Raw genomic sequence first — 21,498 nt, forward strand, 5'->3', positions numbered from 1 at the left:
CAGAAAGACAGAAGGTTGATATGTATCAAAAAATAATCAAAAACGATATACGAAAAAGTAAACTGATTACAGCCACGATTATGGCGTTTATCCTCGTTGCCGCCATGCTGACCGCTTTGGCCGCATCGCTGACAGTAAACCTGTTTGGTGCTATTGACAACATGCTTCTTTCGGCAAAGTCGTTTCATTATATGCAGATGCACACAGGCGACGTAGATATGGAACAGCTGAAAAGCTTCGCGGACGCTAATGATAACGTAGAGAATTATCAGGTACTTAAATTCCTCAACATCGAGGGTGCGGACATTGTCATTGGGGACAATTCTCTTGCCGGAAGCATACAGGACAACGGCCTTTCTGTACAGGGCGAAAAATTTGACTTCTTACTTAACTTAAATGGCGAAGTCATCCATCCGGCCGACGGCGAAATCTATGTCCCCATCTATTATATGCAGAAAGGAAACGTGGCACTTGGCGATACGGTGACAATCCACGGCATTTCCTTTACCGTCGCGGGGTTTTTACGGGATTCTGCCATGAATGCGGGGTTGGTAAGCTCCAAGCGGTTTCTCGTGAACCAAGTAGATTTTGAAAGAGTCCGTGAATTTGGACAGTTGGAATACCTGATTGAGTTCCGGCTGGAAAAGCACATTTCCTTCCCGGCTTTTGAGGCCGCCTATCTTGATGCAGGGCTTCCTGCAAACGGCCCGCCTGCAATCACCTACAATCAAGTAAAAATGATAAATGGCATTACGGACGGCATCATGATCGCCGTGCTGGTGTTAATAGGCATCCTTGTTATCCTTGTGGCATTTTTGTGCATTCGTTTTACACTGTTGGCTAAAATTGAAGAGGATTATAAGGAAATCGGCGTACTGAAGGCTGTTGGGATGCGGGTATCGCACATTAAAAAACTCTACCTTGCGAAATATGGCGCCATTGCAGGGGCGGCCTGTATGCTGGGCTTTCTGGCTTCCCTGCCGCTTCAAGCGCCTTTCATGCAAAACATCCGCCTGTACATGGGCGAAAGCGGAAACCCGTTACCCGGCTTACTCTGGGGTCTTTTAGGAACGGTGGTAATCTGCGGGGCTGTCATGCTGTATGTGAATGGCATGTTGGGGCGCTTCCGTAAAATATCCGCGGTGCAGGCAGTGAGGTTCGGCGCACCGCAGGAAAAATCGATATCGGCCAGAGGCTTCCGGCTGAGTCACAACAAGCTTTTTTCCCGGAATGTCTTTCTTGGAATCAAGGATGTTCTTTCCCGAAAAAAGCTGTATGTCACAATGCTGATGGTGCTGGTCATTTCCTCCTTCCTTATGATTGTGCCGCAAAATATCGTCAGCACCATCACTGCCAAAAGCTTCATCACCTATATGGGAATGGGCATTTGCGACGCTCATATTGGGGTGATGCGGACTCAGACGGAGGCCGTTGCGGGGAAGTCGGCGGAGATTGCTGGTGTGCTGGCGGCGGACAAAAATGTTGACAAGTATGCTTTGTTCACCAGCCGGATGCTAGACCGGAAAGCGGACAACGGCACAATGGAGAAGCTGCAGGTGGCATTTGGTGACTATTCCGTCTTTCCTATCACCTACGCTAAAGGCCGTGCGCCGCAATCGGAATCAGAGCTTGCCCTCTCCGTCCTCAATGCCGAAGACCTTAAAAAAAAGGTTGGAGATGATATCATTTTAGTTGTTGACGGCACGGAAAAGCGCCTGACGGTCTGCGGAATTTATTCGGATGTCACCAACGGAGGCCGAACAGCGCAAGCTGTTTTTGACACAAATAGCGGGAAGGTTTTGAGCACCGGCATTGCAGTCACATTTCGTGACCGCCAGAGTGTAGAAACGGCAATTTCACAGTACAGAGAAGAATTCTCCTTTGCCAAGGTTACCAGCATTAATGAAAGCATTGAGCAAATGTTCGGCTCAATACGGGATGCAATTCAAATGGCTTCCGTTGCTGCTATCGGGGCAACTGCCTTACTTATATTACTGGTTACGGTGCTGTTTATGAAAATGCTGGTGGCGAAAGACCGTTATTCGATCGCCATACTGAAATCAATGGGCTTCACCAGTGCGGATATTCGCAGACAGTATTTTACTCGCTCTATTACCGTGCTGGCATTGGGCATAATGATCGGCACGATTCTGGCAAACACTCTGGGAGAGCTTGTCGGTGTGGCAATCGTTTCTTCCTTTGGCGCAGCAGCCTTTCATTTTGTAGTAAACCCGTGGTTTGCCTATCTTGTTTCGCCGCTGCTGATTGCGGGCTGTGCCATTGCTGCTACCATACTGGGCATTTCCGGCATCCAGACATTAAAAATTTCTGAACATATTAAGGAGGCTTAACATTATGAATTGTATCATTGCAGGTCAAAATATTGTGAAAATCTTTGGCAAAGATAATGAGCAGGCCAAGGCATTGAACGGAGTAAATGTGGAAATCAAAAAAGGAGAGTTTGTTGCCGTAATGGGGCCATCCGGTTCTGGGAAATCCACACTGCTTTTTGCGCTCAGCGGCATGGACGAGATTACAAGCGGGTCAGTGAAATTTGGCGATACTGAATTATCGAAACTCCACGAAAACACGCTTGCAGATATTCGCCGGACAAAAATGGGTTTTGTATTTCAACAGCCCACTATGCTGAAAAACTTAAATATTTTGGATAATATCATCCTTCCCGCCATGCATGAGGGAAAAAAGAATACAGCGAAACTCACGCAAAAAGCCAAGGCCCTGATGAAGAAAACGGGGATTGCCGGGCTTGAAAACAGGGATACCACTGAGGTTTCGGGTGGCCAGCTCCAGAGAGCCGGTATCTGCCGTGCCCTGATGAATGCGCCGGAGATTCTCTTTGCCGACGAGCCTACCGGCGCGCTCAACTCAAAATCGGCGGAGGAAATCATGGAGCTGCTGGTGGAGATCAACAAGGAGGGTACAGCCATATTGCTTGTGACACATGACGCAAAAGTCGCGGCCAGAGCTGACAGAGTCCTGTTTACGAAGGACGGGAACATCGTTTCCGAATTGCCGCTGCAAAAGTTCAGCGGCAGAGGTATGGAGACAAGAGGGGAAAAGATACTTGCTGAGATGGCGGCCATGGGTATTTAGCTGCAATTAAAAAGCCCAAATAGATCTATCCAATTACTCTTCTAAAACATATTGTAATTGTAACTATATTTGAGTACTTAGGTGATGATAAAAAGGTACTAACAAATGCGTATAAGCTTTTCAATGGTGATATAATTAAAGTGTCTATAGAAAATGAAAAATTTTTTGGAAGATAAAAATTATGAGAATATAGCGAAATACGTTATCGTTCCAAAGATTAATACGAGCGTAATCCTAAGAAAATCAAGGCTTTTCAGGGATTGCGCTTTTTTGTATTTTGGATTAGACAATGAGAGATAGCATAAGATTACATGAAATAACATGAATGGCTTTGAAACAAGGTAATAAATATGATTTAGAAAATTAGTGGTAACTATGATATAATGTATGATAATAAATATCGACTAATAATTTTCACAATCGTTATCTATTACGAATTAACTATTTTCAGATAAATCGCTTATTACCATCTGGAACTGAGAGGTGTTATTATTGAAATTCGAACTTAATAAAAATTTTGCACATAAGCTAGGACTAATGTTAGAATCAAGGTTGATTTGGTATAAACATTATGATTTATGGTGCGAAGAAATAATTGACCAGTATAATGAACCACCATTTTGGATAATTGAACTCGCTGCCACTAAGTATATTCCTAATGCTGTTCGTATTGTAAATTATTATGTATACTCTGAGCCTTTTGAAAAGTTTGACACAAATAATGATTTATATGTAGCATGTTTATTTATAAGATACGAGAGAAATGAAATTTCATGGGCAACATTTTTAGGAAATGCAGGTAAATATACGGATGGTAATGACGCAAAAGTAGATTGCAGTTACTTTTACACTATGTTGAATGATTATGAAGATACAGAATTTTCATTAAAGTTGGAGAAAGTACAAAATAAGAAAGTATATAATGAATTTTATCCTGAAATCAAAGAAATGCAACAATATTATAATCCATTTATTTCTTATTTTAAAGATTATATAAAAAACAATAGATGAGAAATAATATTGGCGGAATCGTAAGGTTATGTATCATAAGGGGTGGAGGTCTGGAAAGCTGGGTATCCCGGCGCTGCCTCAGGCCTATAAATCCCGAAAAAAAGACACTATGGGAGAAATTAAATGGGAGTGAAGAGATTATTAATTTTATCTTTAGCTATTTTATTGTTATGTGGGTGCAGTAAAAAAGAAATTAGTACAAATCAAAAAGAAGTCACCAAAGATTTTACTTTTAGAAATGATATTTTATTTGATACCCATACAAACGATTATATATACATTAAGGGAAAAGACATTACCCTGGATGGGAGTAATGCTTATATGGAAGCCGATATTAATAAGGATGAAATAAATGAAAAGTTTACTATAAGGCTTGGGAATCCAAAGGGCACGGAAATAATGTATTATAATGAGAAGACATGCGTTAATCTGCTTGATTTAATTGTAAATGACCCATTAAAAAATAGCAGTGCATTTGATGATAGGGAAGAACCTAATGAGGATTATTATTTTCAATTAAGTTGTTATGATTTAGATCATGATGGCGTAAAAGAAATTATTCTTTCTCTTGGGGATATGAGTGCGGATGAAACAAGCTTAATTTATCGTGTATCTGACTTTGATGATATCCCTGTCATTTATGTTGGTGCAGCGTACGGACTGAAAAACATGTATATTTCTCCCGAAAATCATATATATGCGCCTTATGGTACTGCGGGATTACTTAATGATTATATTTATAAAGATGATAAATTATATGAGGCAGTTGATTAGTTATTTAGAGAGCAGCATTAAAAACCCGGAGGTTATTCCTCCGGGATAATATTATAAAAAAGTCATTATCCATTTACATTCGTCTTGGAAAAATATGAGCTTAACCTCATGCTGGATATTGTTTATAACAATATTGCAGAGATATTCTAATGAAGGAATTCCTGAGTATTTCTTTTGTTCCATATACTTCACGAAAATTTCTTTAACAGTCTGGATTTCATCATTGTCATCCTTAAATTTTATCATGTAAGGTGTTGGCTTTCCTTGACTTGTAAACCAACAGGCGCAGGCAATTTCTTTTTGTATTCCACGGATTTTCCCAGCTTCGGTGCCTTGCGTATTAATACCAATTCCAAATGCAGACATAAAGACATTCCTTTCATGAGTTTTCTATTTTAAGCTTTGAATAATCTACGGTTCTTTTTTCTCGGGAAATCCCGCCGGACATATGGTCAATTGGACCTCCCAGGAATACCGCACGTTTTATGGAATCTATTCCGTATTTTCCGCGTATGGCATCCACCATTAAATCAGCATATTCTAATTTCTCATAATCTTCCGTATCAAACATGTTAATCTGTCTGGTAAAATCATAATCCGTTAACCGGCTGGTGTGTATACCAAGATGTCTAATAGGTACTCCGTTCCAGGCTTCATTGAAAAGCTTGCATGCTATTTTGTGAATTTCTTTCGTTATATTAGTAGCACTCATCAAGACCATTTGATGGGACATGTAATTAAATACATAATCCTTTATTCCGATGGAAATAACCTCTGCTTTAACATTGGCTTTCCGCAATCTGGCCGTTACTGTTTCAGCAAGAGCTAAAAGGACAATATATGCATCTTTTTTATCTGTAACATCGTACGGGATGGTAGTGCTGTTTCCATAGCCCTTTTGTGGGGGAGCTTCAGATGCGACGGAAGAAAAGTCGTATCCATTAGCAAAGCCCCATACAACCTCTCCATGCTTTTTCATGTGAGCCCTTAATATATCAGGGTCTGTGTTTGCCAATTCCCCGATGGTATGGATTCCCAGGGAAAAAAGCTTTTTGGCAGTGGCACGGCCTACAAAAAATAATTCACTGACAGGCAGAGGCCACATTTTATCTTTTATTTCATGGGGATATAATGTATGCACCAGATCGGGTTTTTTGAAGTCTCCGGCCATTTTTGCGAGGAGTTTATTAGATGAAACTCCAATGTTTACGGTGAATCCAAGCTCGCGATGTATCCTGTCTTTTATCATATTAGCTACTGTAACAGGTTCACCCCATAGACATTTCGTCCCAGTCATATCCATAAAGGCTTCATCGATGGAATATTGTTCTACATCAGGGGTATATTCTCTCAGTATTTTCATAAAAGCAGCGGAAGAGCGCTCATAAAGTCCATAATTTGGAGGCACCAGGATTAGCTCCGGACATTTCTGCTTTGCTTCCAATATGCTTTCACCAGTGTGTATGCCAAATTTTTTGGCTGGTATTGATTTTGCGAGAATAATCCCATGCCGCATGGCTTCATCCCCTCCGACAGCAGAAATTTGGTCACGTAAATCTACGGTACCTCCTAGATGTTTAATCCGATATACTGCCTCCCAACTTAGAAATGCAGAATTGACATCAATATGAAATATTGTTTTCTCCATTTTACTACCTCACACAAACAATGAGAACATGCGTTTGTATAAGTATAGCAAACACATGTTCGAAAGTAAACAGGTAATATATGTATATGGTAGTATGTTAGTATATATGTTGTTGGTTTCGAACTCAAGATTGATATGTTTAGATTTTTAGTGGCACTAAGAAATTCTTCATAAAATATGTTAGCTTGATGGAATAGCCCTCTGCATAACAATCCTTTGGTTGCATAAAGTGATTATTGGACTTATAATCATCAAGAGAGTTTAATCAGATATCAGGTAAGAGGATATAAAATAAGCACAATTTGTAAGAACAGGCTGTTCTGGGAATTGCGCTATTTTTGTGTCACTTCGTTTGGAGGGAGATAGCAGCAATGAATATTAAAATTAGTAAGGGAGAAAGCAGGCACTTGGAGGATTGCGTCCTGGCACTCATACATTCTGAGCTGGGAAATGTGTATTTTTCGGATGAAGAAAAGGCTGTTCAAGCAATAAAGGAAGGTATTTCAAAAGAAGAAATTTATGTGGCAGAAAATGATAAATCCATTTGCTTGGGCTTTATCTGGATAATGCCGAAGGGGGCGTTCCATAGTTTTCCCTATTTACATATAATAGCGGTAAAAGAACAGTACCGCGGTATGGGCATAGGAAAGCAATTACTGCACTATTTTGAAGAAGCAGCAGGGGAGAACTCTAAGCTATTTCTGGTAGTGGCTGATTTCAATCCCAAAGCAAAAGAATTGTACAAGAGTGCCGGATATGTTGAAATCGGCCTTATCCCGGATTTATATAAAAAAGGGGTAAATGAATGTTTAATGATGAAGGTCCTGAATTAACATCTTACATAAGACCGAAGGAGTTTTCAGCGAAAGCATAGTGAAATGAGTAAAACATGGCAAAGAGGTGCAGCATGCACCTCCTGCCATGTTTTATTTATTGTTTTCATGCTCCTTTTTTGCCTGAAATAAATTAAAATATTGAACTATTCCGGCTGCAAGGAAGAGTGCTGTAAAAATAAGTAATACAAGAAAGATTATCCTGGTATAAATATTGCATACAAGCAATAATAAGCAGAGGAACAGAATAAAACCTCCTAATGTAAACAGGGCCTTTTTGGTGGAAACAAGAACAGGGAATATAAGCAGTCACTTATATCATCACCTCTTTAAGAAATTATTCTAATATAAATATTGATATACCGACCAATCCAGGCCCCACATGTACACCTAATACAGGACTGATTTGTCCCCTTATAGTAACAATGCAATTAGGAATTAGCTGTTCCAAACGTTCTTTAATTTTCTCTAAACCCAATACCTTTCCGCTGCACATTATTGTAATCTCGGCTTTTTTTCCTCTTACTGCAAATTCCTCTGCTAAATTAATCGCTTTTTCAATGCATTTTTTCCTTCCCCTCTCTTTTCCCGCAATTATATAGGTTCCTTCCTCATCACAAGTTATAATAGGCTTAAGGTTAAGCACAGATCCTGCCAATGAAGCTGCACGGCCGATTCTGCCGCCTTTATAAAGAAATTCCAAAGTTTCAACACAGAAGAATAGTCTTGATTTACCATATGCTGATTTAAGCAATTGTACGGTATCTTCATAATTTTTTCCTGCATCTATATGTTTTGCTGTAAAAATTGCATACATACCACTTCCAATAGCAATATTTTTTGTATCAAAAGTAAAAGTCAGGATTCCTTTTTCTTTATATTCTTCACTTACTAACCGTACTAAATTCAAGGTTCCGCTAAGATTTCTTGATATATGTATTGCAATAATTTTACTGTAACCATCTTCATATATCTTTTCAAAGGTATCAGCTGTCTCCTGATAACTCGGTAAGGATGTTTTCGGAATTTCAAACTCTAATTTTTCATATACCTCTTCCGGTGTGATATCGATACGGTCTTTGTAAAGTGTGTTATTATAGTTTATATACAGCGGCAGAACATAGATGGGGTATTTTTCCTGATATTCTATCGGTACATCACAACCTGAATCAACTAAAATCGCAAAATCTGTTTTATTTTTCATAGTAGTTCCTTTCAAAAACATTCAAATCAATTAGAGCGTGTTACGGCACTCATACATTCTGAGTTGGGAAAAGTGTGCTTTTTTAAAGAAGAAAGGGCTGTTCAAGCGCAGTATGGGCATAGGGAAACAATACTGCACTATTTTGAAGAAGCAGCAAGGAAGCACTCAAAGCTATTTTTTATTGTGGCTGATTTCAATCCCAAAGCAAAAGAGATGGCAGGATCAGTGTCAGGGCCTTTATTATGAAGCAGTTCATATAAGGGCATATCATTAACCTTTGTTACTATTTAGAGAATTAATACCTTATATAATACAGAAGGAGTACATATGGCCATAAAACCTAAAAATTCTAATACTCCTGAAGAAATTATATTACTTTATTTTTCAGTTTCCTTCTTAACCTGAAATAAATTAAGACATTGGGCTATTCCGGCTGCAAGGAAGAGAACTGCAAAAATAAGCAATAAAAGAAAGACTATTATATTTATGTTGCCATTTATCGTAACATCATTCCAATTGGTAAAATCATATTGAAAATCCGGACTGCTGCCATCCTTTAATATGAAGTGCATAAATCCCTGAAAAGTATAATCAAAGGCAGAGACTAGAGCAAAGCAGCCGGCAGTTTTGAAAAATATGTTTATCCTGGCATACCGGATAAGCAGCATAATGCTCCAGGGAAGCAGCAGAGAAAAACCGGCTATTGGCAGACCATGGCTGAAAAACCAGCTGCCCTTGGTATAGAGGCTGCACAGGAAAATCAATAGTATTAACAGCAACGATTCTGTGGTAAAATACAGCAATGCCTTCTTATCTGAAAACACAGAGGGAAGATATATGTTATGCAAAATAAAAGGCAGGAATACCAGTGAAAGGCCAAATATAACAGAAACAAAGGATATAATAAACCAGTCACCCCCGGTATAGATATTGCATATAAGCAATAATAAGCTGAGGGACAAAGTAAAACTTCCTAATGTAAGCAGGGCCTTTTTCGTGGGAACAAGAACAGGAACCAGAGTAAGGGATATTGCTGTAAGCTCTGAAGCCATTACGATAAAAAACCAGGACAGCTTATGCTGAACGGCCAGATTACAGATAAAGCAGGTTACCAGGGATATACCATATAAGAATATCAGGATATTTTTATAGGTATTGACCATTCGGATGTACTTATTTGCCAGCCTCTCAGAATTTCTGCTTTGAACATCATCACTGGCAGTCAGCAGCTCATGCTCACTTATATTAAGAATTTCGCAGATGTCACGAATTAAAGCAATATCAGGATAAGAGATTCCCCTTTCCCATTTTGATACGGCTGATTCTGTTACAAATAGTTTTTCTGCAAATTCTCTTTGGGTCAATCCAACTTCTTTTCTTCTTTTGGTAATGTAGTCTCCAAATGATTTTTTGTCTTCCATTACTTACCTCCATACTGTTTGTTAGTATTAAAATATCCTATTCTTCCAGATAGGTCAATAAAAATGAGGTATATTAGGACTCGACTGTTAAGCCAGTTGCGATAAAATGGGCTTTTCAGAGGTGTTGTGCTATTTTTTCATTCTAAGCCGTAGTTCAATTATAATAATACCTATTGCAGTACCTGCAATCAGTAAAATGATATTGATGTAAAAAATCTGCTCAGTCAGGATGATTTTCTTTGGTATTAAAACTTTATGTTCCAATACAAGAGCAGTAAGTTCCATAATCAAAATCCCAATAGAGTAATAACCGAATGTCCGGTTGGCAAAATTCCAATTCTCCGGAGACTCCATGGAACGCTTTGTCCTGTAACCGGCTCCGCTGTTGCGGTTATCCCCCTTAGAATTGGCCATCGAAATACATACAATACTCATAAGTAAAGGAATGGCTATGAACAACCAAACATTTATAATGATATTATCCATAATGAACTCCTCCTTAAATGTTTAGTGTGAACTATTGAAAAGAATAATTCATACAAGTGCCTGTGAAATCCTCGGCCCAATCTTGCGGTGTGCCGGGAAGGCATGGCTGTATGAAGATTAACTGAATTCATTATATATCAAAGGCTGATTTATTACTATAGAAGGCTAAATAAGAAAATGATATAGTGTGATATTGTGCTTTATAGTATAATATTTACGATGGAAATTCAAAAACGTAAATATAAAGCTTTCATGCTAAAATAGAAATACAAAAATAAAAATACAAAATAGAAATCCAAAAATACAAAAAAAGAAATGCAGAAATAAAAATACAGAAAGAAAAAAACCTGAAAGAAAACTGAATTAACTTTTATATAGGAGGCAAATTATGATACTGCAGGGAGAAAATATTTTACTGGTTCCATATACCCTGGAACATTGTCATGAGGTTTATAAACAATATATTCCGGACCCGATGATGACAGAGGATGCTTTCAATTATAATAAAGAAAGGATAGAGTCGTATTATCAAAATAAGGTACTGGATGCCACAAGGGTATTCTTTGCCATTTCTTACAGAGATACGATAATAGGAGAGATACAGTTAAAGCGCATGGATGCTGTTAAAAAATGCGCGACTTTGAGTATCATATTAACAAATGATGCTGTAAAAAACAAAGGCTTTGGTACGGAAGCCGAAAAATTGCTGATTACATATGCTTTTCATCAGCTAGGTATGGACACTATTTATGCGGATGCCGTACACAGGAATCTTAGAAGCAGACATGTACTGGAGAAAATAGGCTTTGAACACACTCATGATGATGAAATTTTGTCCTATTATAAGCTTGAAAAGGAGAAATACGATAATCCGGTTGAAATGATTGAAATTCACGAAGGCAACAGAAGTGCTGTTGTGAATGCCATAAGTGATAATTGGGGCAGCGATATTATTGTAACGAAAGGAAAAATCCATCGAGCAGAAGAGCTGCCGGGATTTCTAGCCATAGAGCATGGTAATATCATTGGAATTATCACTTACCACATATCAGAGAAGGAATGTGAAATTGTATCCCTTGACAGCTTCTCGGAAAACAGAGGAATCGGAACTCTTTTAATAAAGCATCTAATCGGTACTGCCAGGGAAAAAGGCTGTCAAAGAGTATTTCTTATTACAACTAATGACAATACCAAAGCCATAAGGTTTTATCAAAAAAGAGGATTTGATCTGGCAGCTGTTCATAGGAATGCCATCAGCGAGTCCAGAAAAATAAAACCTCAGATACCATTGACAGGCTTTGATGGAATTCCTATTCTTCATGAGCTGGAATTTGAGATGATATTAGAGTGATAAAGGTAATGAATTTTTCAAATTTCTATTTAAGCAGTATTGCAAGCAGGCTTGCGTATACATGGGGATTAGATTGATAATTCGGTGCATTTTTAATCTTGCTATTTAAGCAGTAACACAAGCAAGCTTGTGTTATGCATGGGATTAGGAGGAATCATATATCTGGTAAAAAATACTTGTGTAATCCATGAGGATTGTATACAATAGATACCAGGAAGGGAGATAGTAAAATGTGGATAGTATATGCACTTTTGTCAGCGTTTTTTGCGGCTTTGACATCCATATTGGCCAAGACCGGTATGAAAAACGTGAATTCCAATGTAGGAACTGCCATTCGGACCATTGTAGTCCTGTTCATGGCATGGCTCATAGTATTTTTAACCGGAAAATATAAAGAGATTCCAAACCTTACGCAAAGAAGCTGGATATTTCTTATATTATCGGGAATAGCAACAGGGCTTTCCTGGTTATGCTATTTTAAGGCACTTCAGATCGGAGATGCGTCAAAAGTGGTACCGGTGGATAAATTTAGTGTTGTAATAACCATGGTGCTGGCATTTTTATTCCTTGGAGAACCATTAAATACTAAAACTATCGCAGGCGGCGTACTGATAACATTTGGTATGCTGGTACTGGTATTATAAGTTAATAAATTAAATAAGGAAGTCTGCAGGCTTTTCAGAATTAAGGCAGAAATAAAGTTAAAAAGATATTAGTGTGAAAATGAAAAAGCAATTTTCACACGCAAATTTGTACCTGGGGCTCAAGGCTTGCAGGCTGTAAGAAAGGCAAGGTTATTAATATGAAAGATGTAGCAGAAAGATTCCTGGAATATGTCAAAGTAGACACTCAATCCCAGGATGATGTGGAAAATGTACCAAGTACGGAAAAACAAAGAAACCTGGCAGAAATGCTTGTTAAAGAATTGAAGGATATGGGAGCGGAGAATGTAAGGTTCTCGGACCATTGCTATGTATATGCCACCATACCGGCTAATACGAAGAAAAAGCTGCCGTCCATCGGCTTTGTTTCACATATGGATACTTCCAATGCCTTAAGCGGTAAGGATGTAAAGCCAAGGATTATAAAGAACTATGACGGCGGTGAAATTGTACTAAACGAAGAGATGAACATCCGCATGAATGCGGAGGCCTATCCGGTCTTAACTTTATCAAAAGGAAAAGATCTTATTGTAACCGATGGTACTACTCTGCTTGGAGCGGATGACAAAGCAGGCATTGCTGAAATTATGACGATGGCTGAAACTTTGCTTGCGCATCCTGAGATTGAGCATGGAACCATTCAGATTGGTTTTACGCCCGATGAGGAAGTTGGAAGAGGTGTTGATTTCTTTGATGTGGAAGGCTTTGGGGCAGACTTTGCCTATACCATTGACGGCGGAGAGCTGGGAGAGATTGAATACGAGAACTTTAACGCAGCAGCGGGAAAGGTTCAGATACAGGGAGTGAGCATCCATCCGGGAAGTGCCAAGAATAAGATGCTGAATGCACTCCTTCTTGCCATGGAGTTCCAAAATATGCTTCCCGTTAACGAAAATCCTATGTATACGGATAATTATGAAGGCTTCTATATGTTAAATGCATTGGAGGGAACTGTGGATTCTGCCAGGGCTGTATATATCATCCGTGACCATGACAAGGGACAGTTTGAGGACAAGAAGGCAAGGTTTCTTAAAATCGGAGAATACCTGAATGAAAAATACGGGGAAGGAACCTTTAAGGTAGAAGTTAAAGACTCCTATTATAATATGAAGGAAAAAGTAGAGCCCCACATGCACTTAATTGACAATGCCAAACGTGCCATGGAAGAGGTGGGTGTAACTCCGGTGGTGGTTCCCATCCGCGGAGGTACAGACGGAGCAAGGCTTTCCTATATGGGACTTCCCTGCCCGAATCTCTGTGCAGGCGGCAATAATTTTCATGGAAGGTACGAATATGTACCGGTACAGTCCATGGAGAAAATTGTTGAAATTTTATTAAAAATTGTGGAAATATATGCAACAGAAGATAATCTAAAATAAATTCCTTTAACAAATAAGATAAGAAGTATTTTCCAAAGACATTTAAGGTGTTTTTTGGAAGATACTTCTTTTTTGCAAAATTTATGCCTTGTTTTAAATGTTCTGAAATAGAGAGAAAAGAAAGTGTGTAATTATAAAGTTAACTTTTATTATATGAAAAGTTTTGATAACTAAGATTTTAATATTGATTTTTTATATAAATTAAGTTATTATATACGGAAACATCGTAATTTTATACATTCCAGCGTTAATAAGACAAAATAAAAGTAAAGGTGGTATTGCTATGAACAGTGATTCAGTGAAAACAGGAATTCAACAAGCTCCCCATAGATCTCTCTTTAATGCCCTGGGCATTACCAAGGAGGAACTGGACAGACCTCTTATTGGTATTGTCAGCTCCTACAATGAGATTGTCCCCGGACATATGAATCTGGACAAAATTGTGGATGCCGTTAAGATGGGAGTTGCCATGGCAGGCGGTACCCCTATTGTATTTCCGGCTATTGCCGTATGTGACGGAATTTCCATGGGACATACAGGAATGAAATATTCTCTTGTTACCAGGGATTTAATTGCGGATTCCACAGAAGCAATGGCAATGGCACATGCCTTTGATGCACTGGTAATGGTACCCAATTGTGATAAAAATGTTCCGGGACTGTTAATGGCAGCTGCCAGAGTAAATATCCCTACTATTTTCGTAAGCGGAGGTCCTATGCTTGCAGGCAGGGTAAAGGGTGAGAAAACAAGCCTTTCCAGTATGTTTGAAGCTGTAGGCTCCTATACCGCAGGAAAGATGACAGAAGAAGAGGTGGAGGAATATGCCTGTAAGGTGTGCCCTACCGCCGGCTCCTGTTCCGGTATGTATACAGCTAACAGTATGAACTGCCTGACAGAAGTACTGGGAATGGGACTTAAGGGAAACGGAACGATTCCTGCTGTCTATTCTGAGAGAATACGTCTGGCAAAGCATGCCGGCATGAAAATAATGGAGCTTCTTGAAAAGAATATAAGACCCCGGGATATTATGGTAAAGGATGCCTTTATGAATGCTCTGACAGTGGATATGGCTCTTGGCTGTTCTACCAACAGTATGCTGCATTTACCTGCCATTGCCCATGAAGCGGGAGTGGAATTAAATCTTGAGATTGCAAATGAAATCAGTGCAAAGACTCCCAATCTCTGCCATCTGGCACCGGCAGGCCATGTATATATAGAAGATTTGAATGAAGCCGGCGGAGTATATGCCGTTATGAATGAATTGAATAAAAAAGGCCTTATTAAAACGGAGCTGGTTACAGTAACCGGTAATACCGTCGGCGAGAACATAGAAGGGTGCCAAAATCTGGACACCAATGTCATAAGAAGCATCGATAATCCATATAGTGAAACAGGCGGAATAGCTATATTGAAGGGTAATCTTGCAACGGATTCTGCAGTTGTAAAAAGGTCTGCGGTAGCTCCTGAGATGTTAAAGCATGAAGGGCCGGCCAGAGTATTTGACTGTGAAGATGATGCTATCGCTGCCATAAAGGACGGCAGGATCAATCCGGGAGATGTAGTAGTTATCCGCTATGAAGGTCCCAAGGGAGGACCGGGCATGAGAGAAATGCTGAATCCGACCTCAGCTATTATGGGAATGGGGCTTGGCTCCAGTGTAGCTTTGATAACGGACGGAAGATTCTCGGGTGCGTCCAGGGGAGCCTGCATCGGACATGTGTGTCCGGAGGCTGCCGTAGGCGGAAATATTGCCTTGCTGGAAGAAGGAGATATTATTCAGATAGATATTACTAAGAACTCCTTAGATGTTGCCCTTTCCGAGGAGGAATTGGCAAAGCGCAGGGAGAAATGGCAGCCTAAGCAGCCTAAAATAACAACGGGTTATCTGGCCAGATATTCCGCACTGGTAACATCAGCCAGCAAAGGGGCTATTTTGGAGGTTCCCGGCAGATTTTAAAGAATGATTTTCAAATGACAAGGCTTAAAGAGAGGTAGAAAAATGCAGTTAACAGGATCACAGATTTTGGTAGAGTGTTTAAAGGAGCAGGGCGTAGATACTATTTTCGGATATCCGGGCGGTGCTGTTCTAAATATCTACGATGAATTATACAAGCATCAGAATGAGATACGGCATATACTAACCTCCCATGAACAGGGGGCCTCCCATGCAGCAGACGGCTATGCCAGATCCACCGGTAAGGTGGGCGTGTGCCTGGCAACCAGCGGACCAGGGGCTACAAATCTTGTAACAGGTATTGCAACAGCTTATATGGATTCCGTACCAATGGTAGCGATTACGGGAAATGTGGCAGTAAATCTCTTAGGAAAGGACAGCTTTCAGGAGGTCGATATAGCAGGCATTACAATGCCTGTTACCAAGCATAACTTTATAGTAAAGGATGTAGCCCAGCTGGCAGATACGCTCAGAAAGGCCTTCCTCATTGCCCAGACCGGAAGACCGGGCCCGGTTCTGGTAGATATCGCAAAAGACGTTACCGCCAATAAAGCAGAATATAGTAAGGTGACACCCCCTATAATCCAGCGCGTGAAAGATACCATAACCTCTGAGGATATCGATACCGGAATCCAGATGATTAAAGAATCACAAAAACCGGTTATCTTTATCGGCGGCGGAGCGGTAATATCCGATGCCTGGGAAGAAGTCAGAGAGTTTGTAAGAAGGACAGATGCACCGGTAACGGATACCTTAATGGGAAAGGGAGCCTTCAGCGGTGATGACCCTTATTATACCGGAATGCTTGGAATGCATGGTACAAAAACGGCTAATTTCAGCGTCACAGAATGTGACCTTTTAATTACTGTCGGCTCCAGGTTCAGTGACAGGGTAACCGGCAACACGGCCCGTTTTGCCAGGAATGCAAAAATCCTTCAGATTGACGTTGATCCGGCAGAAATAAATAAGAATATACTGGTTGACCATGCAATCATTGGAGATATCAAAGAGGTCTTAAAAGCCTTAAACGGCAAGCTTCCGGAACAAAAGCATAAGGAATGGATTGCCCACGTAATGGATATGAAGGAGAAATATCCGTTAAAATACCATGAGAGAGGACTTACCGGACCTTTTATCTTAAATAAGCTCTATGAGCTTACGGGAGGAGAGGCCATAATAACCACGGAAGTCGGCCAGCATCAGATGTGGTCGGCCCAGTACTATAAATACAAGAACCCAAGGACCTTCATCACCTCCGGAGGACTTGGCACCATGGGTTACGGGCTTGGGGCCTGTATCGGTGCAAAGGTGGGAAATACGGACAAAACAGTCATTAATATTGCAGGAGACGGGTGCTTTCGCATGAACATGAACGAGATTGCAACTGCCACCAGATATAATATACCCATTATACAGGTCATCTTCAACAACCATGTCCTTGGAATGGTAAGACAGTGGCAATCCTTATTCTATGGAGAACGCTATTCCTATACCACCCTGAATGACAGTGTGGATTTTGTTAAAGTAGCCGAGGCCATGGGAGCAAAGGCTTACCGGATTACGAAACGGGAAGAAGCAGAAACGGTACTGAAGGAAGCAATCAGCCTTAATATTCCCGTGGTTATCGACTGTATTCTCGAAAGTGACGATAAGGTATGGCCCATGGTTGCACCTGGTGCAGCAATCGAGGAAGTATTTACGGAAGAGGATTTGGAAGCTAAGAGTAAATAGGGAAAATCCGAAAGAACATATTGACTATATTTTAACTAAGTTTTATAATGTAATGGATTAAAGTGGTCAAGCGTAAAATCCAGCTGGGCAAAGAAGCCTGAACTTCTCTGCTCTGGCTGAAAATATAAGGAGGATAATTAAGTGGCAAGAGTTTATAATTTTTCAGCAGGCCCGGCTGTATTGCCGGAGGAAGTACTGAAGGAAGCGGCAGAAGAGATGTTGGATTACAGGGGCACCGGAATGTCTGTTATGGAGATGAGCCACAGGTCCAAGGCTTATGAAACCATCCTGAATGAAGCGGAAGCCGATATAAGGGAGCTGATGAACATCCCGGATAACTATAAGGTACTCTTTTTACAGGGCGGTGCGTCATCGCAGTTTGCTATGATTCCGATGAACCTGATGAAGAACAAGGTGGCAGACTATATCGTCACAGGACAGTGGGCAAAGAAGGCATTCCAGGAAGCTAAGATATATGGAACAGCCAATAAGATAGCATCCTCAGAAGACAAGACCTTCACTTACATACCTGATTGCTCCGACCTTCCAATCAGTGAAAATGCTGATTATGTTTATATTTGCGAAAATAATACCATATATGGAACAAAATTCAAGACTCTTCCCAATACCAAGGGAAAACCCCTGGTAGCTGACGTATCCTCCTGTTTTCTGTCAGAGCCGGTAGATGTAACCAAGTATGGCCTGTTATACGGCGGTGTACAAAAAAATGTAGGCCCCGCCGGTGTTGTAATTGTTATTATCAGAGAAGATCTGATTACGGAGGATACCTTACCCGGAACTCCTACCATGTTTAAATATAAAATACATGCTGACAACGGTTCCCTTTATAACACTCCTCCTGCTTACGGTATCTATATCTGCGGCAAGGTATTCAAGTGGCTGAAGAAGCTGGGCGGCCTGGAAGCTATGAAGGAAATCAATGAGAAAAAAGCAGCGGTGCTTTATAACTTTTTAGACGAAAGTAAGCTGTTCAAGGGTACTGTTGTAAAAGAAGACCGTTCCTTAATGAATGTTCCTTTTGTAACAGGCAATGAGGAGCTGGATGCCAAGTTTGTAAAGGAAGCAAAGGCTGCAGGCTTTGAGAACTTAAAAGGCCACAGAACAGTGGGCGGTATGCGTGCAAGTATCTATAATGCAATGCCGATTGAAGGGGTTAAGAAATTAGTTGAATTTATGAAGGAATTCGAAAAGAAAAACTTAAAATAACCATAAAGGAGCGCTTATGTCAAAGTATAAATATAATTGTCTGAATCCCATTGCAAAGGTAGGACTTAAGCTTTTTTCAGAAGATTATGCCAAAATAGAAGATATGAAGGAAGCGGATGCAGTACTGGTAAGAAGTGCCTCCATGCTGGAAATGGAATTACCTGAGAATATTGCAGCAATCGCCAGAGCAGGAGCCGGTGTTAATAATATTCCGCTGGATAAGTGTGCCGGTGACGGCGTTGTGGTATTCAATACCCCCGGAGCCAATGCCAATGGTGTTAAAGAGCTTGTTATTGCTGGCTTAATGCTTGCTTCCAGAAATATCGTCGGCGGAATCAACTGGGTACAGACCGTAAAGGAAGAAAAAGATGTAGCAAAATTAGTGGAGAAAGGAAAGGCGAAATTTGCCGGCAAAGAAATAGAGGGCAAGAAGCTTGGAGTAATCGGGCTTGGAGCCATCGGCGTATTGGTAGCCAATGCCGCAAACCGCCTGGGAATGGAAGTATACGGATGCGACCCCTATATTTCCGTTGAACACGCCTGGAACTTATCCAGAGATATCATCTCCGTAAAATCCAAGGAGGATATCTATAAAGAATGTGATTACATAACGCTTCATGTTCCTTTATTAGAGGATACCAGGAAGATGATAAATAAGGAAACTCTTTCAAAATGTAAGGATGGCGTGGTTATCCTCAACTTTGCAAGAGATCTCCTGGTAAACGATGAGGATATGGAGGAAGCCTTAAAATCAGGCAAGGTTGCTTCTTATGTAACGGATTTTCCCAATGAAAAGACCGCAGGCATGGAAGGAGTTATTGCGATTCCTCATCTTGGTGCCTCTACGGAAGAATCTGAGGATAACTGTGCGGTGATGGCAGTAAAACAGATTAAGGATTACCTGGAGCATGGAATTATCAAGAATTCTGTAAATTATCCTGACTGTGATGCCGGTACCTTTGCTCAGGGAACCAGAGTGACCATTAACCATAAGAACATCCCTAATATGTTAACCCAGTTTACGGGAGTCTTTTCCGCAGAAAATATTAATATAGCCAACCTTATTAATAAGAGTAAGGGAGATTATGCTTATACTGTTATTGATGTGGAGGGCAGCATTAATTCGGGAATTGCTGAGAAGTTAAAAACAATAAATGGTGTATTAAGAGTCAGAACGTTATCTTAATGAAACAGATTATGTAAAAGCGGCAGGTTAATACCAAGAGAATAGTGTCGGAAGGACATCCAAACAGGATATTCCGGGAGATGCTATAAGGCTTTTGGTATTAACCTTTTTTAAAATCCTGTCAAGCCCCATTATGTGCAGCCGTGGACATACCACACATGAGCGTAATATATGTGCGGTAAGCCATGTCAAAGATTATCTTGCACACGTGCCGGGAGAACATGGACGTAATATATGTACTGTAAGCCATGCCGCAGTAAGCGGCAGAAAGTGAGGGAAATATGGCAGAAATTAAGCCTTTTTGTTCGGTAAGGCCGGCTCCTGAATTAGCAGGAAGAATCGCGGCACTGCCTTATGATGTTTATAACAGAGAAGAAGCAAAAGAGGAAGTGGTTCGGGAGCCTTTTTCCTTTTTACAGATAGACAGAGCGGAGACAAAGCTTCCGGACAGTGTGACTGCCTATGACAGTGCTGTGTATGAGAAAGCAAAGGAACTGTTGGAGGAGATGATAACAAAGGAGCACTTTATCAGGGAGGAAAAGGAGTGCTTTTATCTTTATGAATTAATAATGGAGGGAAGAAGCCAGACGGGGCTTGTAGCCTGTGCCTCCATTGATGATTATACCAACGGTGTTATTAAGCGTCATGAAAATACCAGAACGGACAAGGAGCTGGACAGAATTACCCACATTGATGTCTGTAATGCCCAGACAGGTCCAATTTTTCTGACCTTCCGTGATTCCGGCAGTATGAAAGGAATTATGGAGCAGCAAAAGAAGGAAGAGAAGCTCTATGGATTTACTTCACCGGATGGTATTACCCATAATGTGTGGAAAATAGAAGAGAAAGAAATCGTGGCAAAAATCAGAGAGGAATTTGAAGGCATTTCTTCCATTTATATTGCTGACGGACACCATAGAGCCGCATCCGCTGTAAAGGTGGGGCTAAAGCGCAGAGAGGAACATGCTGATAATACCGGCAGGGAGGAATATAATTTTTTTCTGTCCGTCATATTTCCCTCCGAAGAGCTTATGATTATGCCCTATAACAGAGTGGTAAAAGGCTTAAACGGATATACCGGGGAAGAATTTCTGACCAGGATTTCCGAATGCTTTGAGGTGGTGTTTCAGGGAGGAGAGCCTTATCAGCCCAAAAGTAAGGGAGAGTATGGAATGTATTTACAAAATGGCTGGTATAAGCTTATAATAAAAGAAGAGTACCGAAAGGAAGATCCAGTGGCGGGACTTGATGTTTCCCTGCTGCAGGATAATCTCTTAGGTCCCGTCCTTGGAATTGAGGACCCCCGCACTGATAAGAGGATTGATTTTGTCGGAGGAATCAGAGGCCTTGGGGAGCTGGAGCGCAGGGTCCGGGAAGATATGACAGTTGCTTTTTCCATGTATCCTACGGATATAAAGGAGCTGATGGCCGTATCGGACCAGGGAAAATTAATGCCGCCAAAATCTACCTGGTTCGAGCCGAAACTAAGAAGTGGGTTATTCATACACCGGATATAA

Annotated in this window: 19 protein-coding genes; 14 read left to right on the plus strand and 5 right to left on the minus strand. The window is 40.6% G+C overall.

Translation table 11 applies throughout. The features are described from left to right. The first annotated feature begins 20 nt into the window (after positions 1 to 20). The 4 genes from BUB77_RS18685 (at position 21) to BUB77_RS18700 (ending at position 4,899) form a co-directional block, all read left to right on the plus strand. Positions 21 to 2,351: an ABC transporter permease gene (locus BUB77_RS18685; RefSeq protein ID WP_073278364.1), complete on the plus strand. Its 2,331-nt coding sequence runs from the start codon at positions 21 to 23 to the stop codon at positions 2,349 to 2,351. A gap of 4 nt (positions 2,352 to 2,355) precedes the next feature. After that, positions 2,356 to 3,114, plus strand: coding sequence for an ABC transporter ATP-binding protein (locus BUB77_RS18690; protein ID WP_073278365.1), 759 nt, complete (start codon positions 2,356 to 2,358; stop codon positions 3,112 to 3,114). Positions 3,115 to 3,606: 492 nt separating this feature from the next. Next, entirely contained in the window at positions 3,607 to 4,125 is a 519-nt protein-coding gene (locus BUB77_RS18695) for a hypothetical protein (RefSeq protein WP_073278366.1), read from the plus strand. Between the two features lie 123 nt (positions 4,126 to 4,248). Then, complete coding sequence (locus tag BUB77_RS18700) at positions 4,249 to 4,899, plus strand: hypothetical protein (RefSeq protein ID WP_073278367.1); 651 nt, start codon at positions 4,249 to 4,251, stop codon at positions 4,897 to 4,899. Positions 4,900 to 4,950: 51 nt separating this feature from the next. On the opposite strand, the gene BUB77_RS18705 is transcribed toward BUB77_RS18700, so the two are convergent. Both BUB77_RS18705 and BUB77_RS18710 read right to left on the minus strand, forming a co-directional pair. Continuing rightward, positions 4,951 to 5,265 carry a hypothetical protein gene (locus BUB77_RS18705; RefSeq protein WP_073278368.1) on the minus strand — a complete coding sequence of 105 codons (315 nt, stop codon included), beginning with the start codon at positions 5,263 to 5,265 and terminating at the stop codon, positions 4,951 to 4,953. A gap of 13 nt (positions 5,266 to 5,278) precedes the next feature. Beyond that, positions 5,279 to 6,547 (minus strand): DNA polymerase Y family protein, encoded by a 1,269-nt coding sequence (locus BUB77_RS18710; RefSeq protein WP_073278369.1) that lies wholly within the window; start codon positions 6,545 to 6,547, stop codon positions 5,279 to 5,281. A gap of 371 nt (positions 6,548 to 6,918) precedes the next feature. Between BUB77_RS18710 and BUB77_RS18715 the strand changes: the two genes are divergently transcribed. Continuing rightward, positions 6,919 to 7,380, plus strand: coding sequence for a GNAT family N-acetyltransferase (locus tag BUB77_RS18715; RefSeq protein WP_073278370.1), 462 nt, complete (start codon positions 6,919 to 6,921; stop codon positions 7,378 to 7,380). 337 nt (positions 7,381 to 7,717) lie between these two features. Here BUB77_RS18715 and BUB77_RS18720 read toward each other — a convergent pair whose 3' ends face one another. From BUB77_RS18720 to BUB77_RS18730, 3 genes are all read right to left on the minus strand, one after another. Continuing rightward, the gene (locus BUB77_RS18720) at positions 7,718 to 8,584 is read right to left on the minus strand and encodes a DegV family protein (RefSeq protein WP_073278371.1); all 867 of its coding nucleotides are present in this window, start codon (positions 8,582 to 8,584) and stop codon (positions 7,718 to 7,720) included. Between the two features lie 377 nt (positions 8,585 to 8,961). Further along, on the minus strand, positions 8,962 to 10,005 hold the full coding sequence (locus BUB77_RS18725; RefSeq protein WP_073278372.1) for a helix-turn-helix domain-containing protein: 1,044 nt from the start codon (positions 10,003 to 10,005) through the stop codon (positions 8,962 to 8,964). Between the two features lie 129 nt (positions 10,006 to 10,134). Then, the gene (locus BUB77_RS18730; protein ID WP_073278373.1) at positions 10,135 to 10,491 is read right to left on the minus strand and encodes an SdpI family protein; all 357 of its coding nucleotides are present in this window, start codon (positions 10,489 to 10,491) and stop codon (positions 10,135 to 10,137) included. 388 nt (positions 10,492 to 10,879) lie between these two features. Here BUB77_RS18730 and BUB77_RS29215 point away from each other — a divergent pair, with 388 nt between their 5' ends. The 9 genes from BUB77_RS29215 to BUB77_RS18780 all read left to right on the plus strand — a co-directional run bounded on the left by BUB77_RS29215 (position 10,880) and on the right by BUB77_RS18780 (position 21,498). After that, positions 10,880 to 11,842 carry a GNAT family N-acetyltransferase gene (locus BUB77_RS29215; RefSeq protein WP_084124450.1) on the plus strand — a complete coding sequence of 321 codons (963 nt, stop codon included), beginning with the start codon at positions 10,880 to 10,882 and terminating at the stop codon, positions 11,840 to 11,842. A gap of 230 nt (positions 11,843 to 12,072) precedes the next feature. Next, a complete protein-coding gene (locus tag BUB77_RS18745; protein ID WP_073278374.1) occupies positions 12,073 to 12,486 on the plus strand; it encodes an EamA family transporter in 414 nt (137 codons plus the stop codon). A gap of 158 nt (positions 12,487 to 12,644) precedes the next feature. Beyond that, positions 12,645 to 13,883, plus strand: coding sequence for a peptidase T (gene pepT / locus BUB77_RS18750; protein WP_073278375.1), 1,239 nt, complete (start codon positions 12,645 to 12,647; stop codon positions 13,881 to 13,883). Between the two features lie 283 nt (positions 13,884 to 14,166). After that, positions 14,167 to 15,840 (plus strand): dihydroxy-acid dehydratase, encoded by a 1,674-nt coding sequence (gene ilvD, locus BUB77_RS18755; protein ID WP_073278376.1) that lies wholly within the window; start codon positions 14,167 to 14,169, stop codon positions 15,838 to 15,840. A 42-nt stretch (positions 15,841 to 15,882) separates the two neighbouring features. Beyond that, positions 15,883 to 17,568 (plus strand): biosynthetic-type acetolactate synthase large subunit, encoded by a 1,686-nt coding sequence (gene ilvB, locus BUB77_RS18760; RefSeq protein ID WP_073278377.1) that lies wholly within the window; start codon positions 15,883 to 15,885, stop codon positions 17,566 to 17,568. A gap of 141 nt (positions 17,569 to 17,709) precedes the next feature. Further along, positions 17,710 to 18,795 (plus strand): 3-phosphoserine/phosphohydroxythreonine transaminase, encoded by a 1,086-nt coding sequence (serC, locus tag BUB77_RS18765; protein ID WP_073278378.1) that lies wholly within the window; start codon positions 17,710 to 17,712, stop codon positions 18,793 to 18,795. 16 nt (positions 18,796 to 18,811) lie between these two features. Next, a complete protein-coding gene (locus tag BUB77_RS18770) occupies positions 18,812 to 19,981 on the plus strand; it encodes a phosphoglycerate dehydrogenase (RefSeq protein WP_073278379.1) in 1,170 nt (389 codons plus the stop codon). A 94-nt stretch (positions 19,982 to 20,075) separates the two neighbouring features. After that, on the plus strand, positions 20,076 to 20,255 hold the full coding sequence (locus tag BUB77_RS18775; RefSeq protein ID WP_073278380.1) for a hypothetical protein: 180 nt from the start codon (positions 20,076 to 20,078) through the stop codon (positions 20,253 to 20,255). A 7-nt stretch (positions 20,256 to 20,262) separates the two neighbouring features. Next, positions 20,263 to 21,498 carry a DUF1015 domain-containing protein gene (locus BUB77_RS18780; RefSeq protein ID WP_073278381.1) on the plus strand — a complete coding sequence of 412 codons (1,236 nt, stop codon included), beginning with the start codon at positions 20,263 to 20,265 and terminating at the stop codon, positions 21,496 to 21,498.

It is taken from the genome of Anaerocolumna jejuensis DSM 15929, from assembly GCF_900142215.1.
GTDB classification, from domain to species: domain Bacteria; phylum Bacillota; class Clostridia; order Lachnospirales; family Lachnospiraceae; genus Anaerocolumna; species Anaerocolumna jejuensis.

Coding starts and splice junctions, on each gene's coding strand:
- BUB77_RS18715 (WP_073278370.1), top strand. CDS start 6,919: ATGAATATTAAAATTAGTAAGGGAGAAAGCAGGCACTTGGAGGATTGC.
- BUB77_RS18770 (WP_073278379.1), top strand. CDS start 18,812: ATGTCAAAGTATAAATATAATTGTCTGAATCCCATTGCAAAGGTAGGA.
- BUB77_RS18690 (WP_073278365.1), top strand. CDS start 2,356: ATGAATTGTATCATTGCAGGTCAAAATATTGTGAAAATCTTTGGCAAA.
- BUB77_RS18705 (WP_073278368.1), bottom strand. CDS start 5,265: ATGTCTGCATTTGGAATTGGTATTAATACGCAAGGCACCGAAGCTGGG.
- BUB77_RS18730 (WP_073278373.1), bottom strand. CDS start 10,491: ATGGATAATATCATTATAAATGTTTGGTTGTTCATAGCCATTCCTTTA.
- BUB77_RS18725 (WP_073278372.1), bottom strand. CDS start 10,005: ATGGAAGACAAAAAATCATTTGGAGACTACATTACCAAAAGAAGAAAA.
- ilvD (WP_073278376.1), top strand. CDS start 14,167: ATGAACAGTGATTCAGTGAAAACAGGAATTCAACAAGCTCCCCATAGA.
- BUB77_RS18720 (WP_073278371.1), bottom strand. CDS start 8,584: ATGAAAAATAAAACAGATTTTGCGATTTTAGTTGATTCAGGTTGTGAT.
- pepT (WP_073278375.1), top strand. CDS start 12,645: ATGAAAGATGTAGCAGAAAGATTCCTGGAATATGTCAAAGTAGACACT.
- BUB77_RS29215 (WP_084124450.1), top strand. CDS start 10,880: ATGATACTGCAGGGAGAAAATATTTTACTGGTTCCATATACCCTGGAA.
- ilvB (WP_073278377.1), top strand. CDS start 15,883: ATGCAGTTAACAGGATCACAGATTTTGGTAGAGTGTTTAAAGGAGCAG.
- BUB77_RS18685 (WP_073278364.1), top strand. CDS start 21: ATGTATCAAAAAATAATCAAAAACGATATACGAAAAAGTAAACTGATT.
- BUB77_RS18700 (WP_073278367.1), top strand. CDS start 4,249: ATGGGAGTGAAGAGATTATTAATTTTATCTTTAGCTATTTTATTGTTA.
- BUB77_RS18780 (WP_073278381.1), top strand. CDS start 20,263: ATGGCAGAAATTAAGCCTTTTTGTTCGGTAAGGCCGGCTCCTGAATTA.
- BUB77_RS18710 (WP_073278369.1), bottom strand. CDS start 6,547: ATGGAGAAAACAATATTTCATATTGATGTCAATTCTGCATTTCTAAGT.
- BUB77_RS18745 (WP_073278374.1), top strand. CDS start 12,073: ATGTGGATAGTATATGCACTTTTGTCAGCGTTTTTTGCGGCTTTGACA.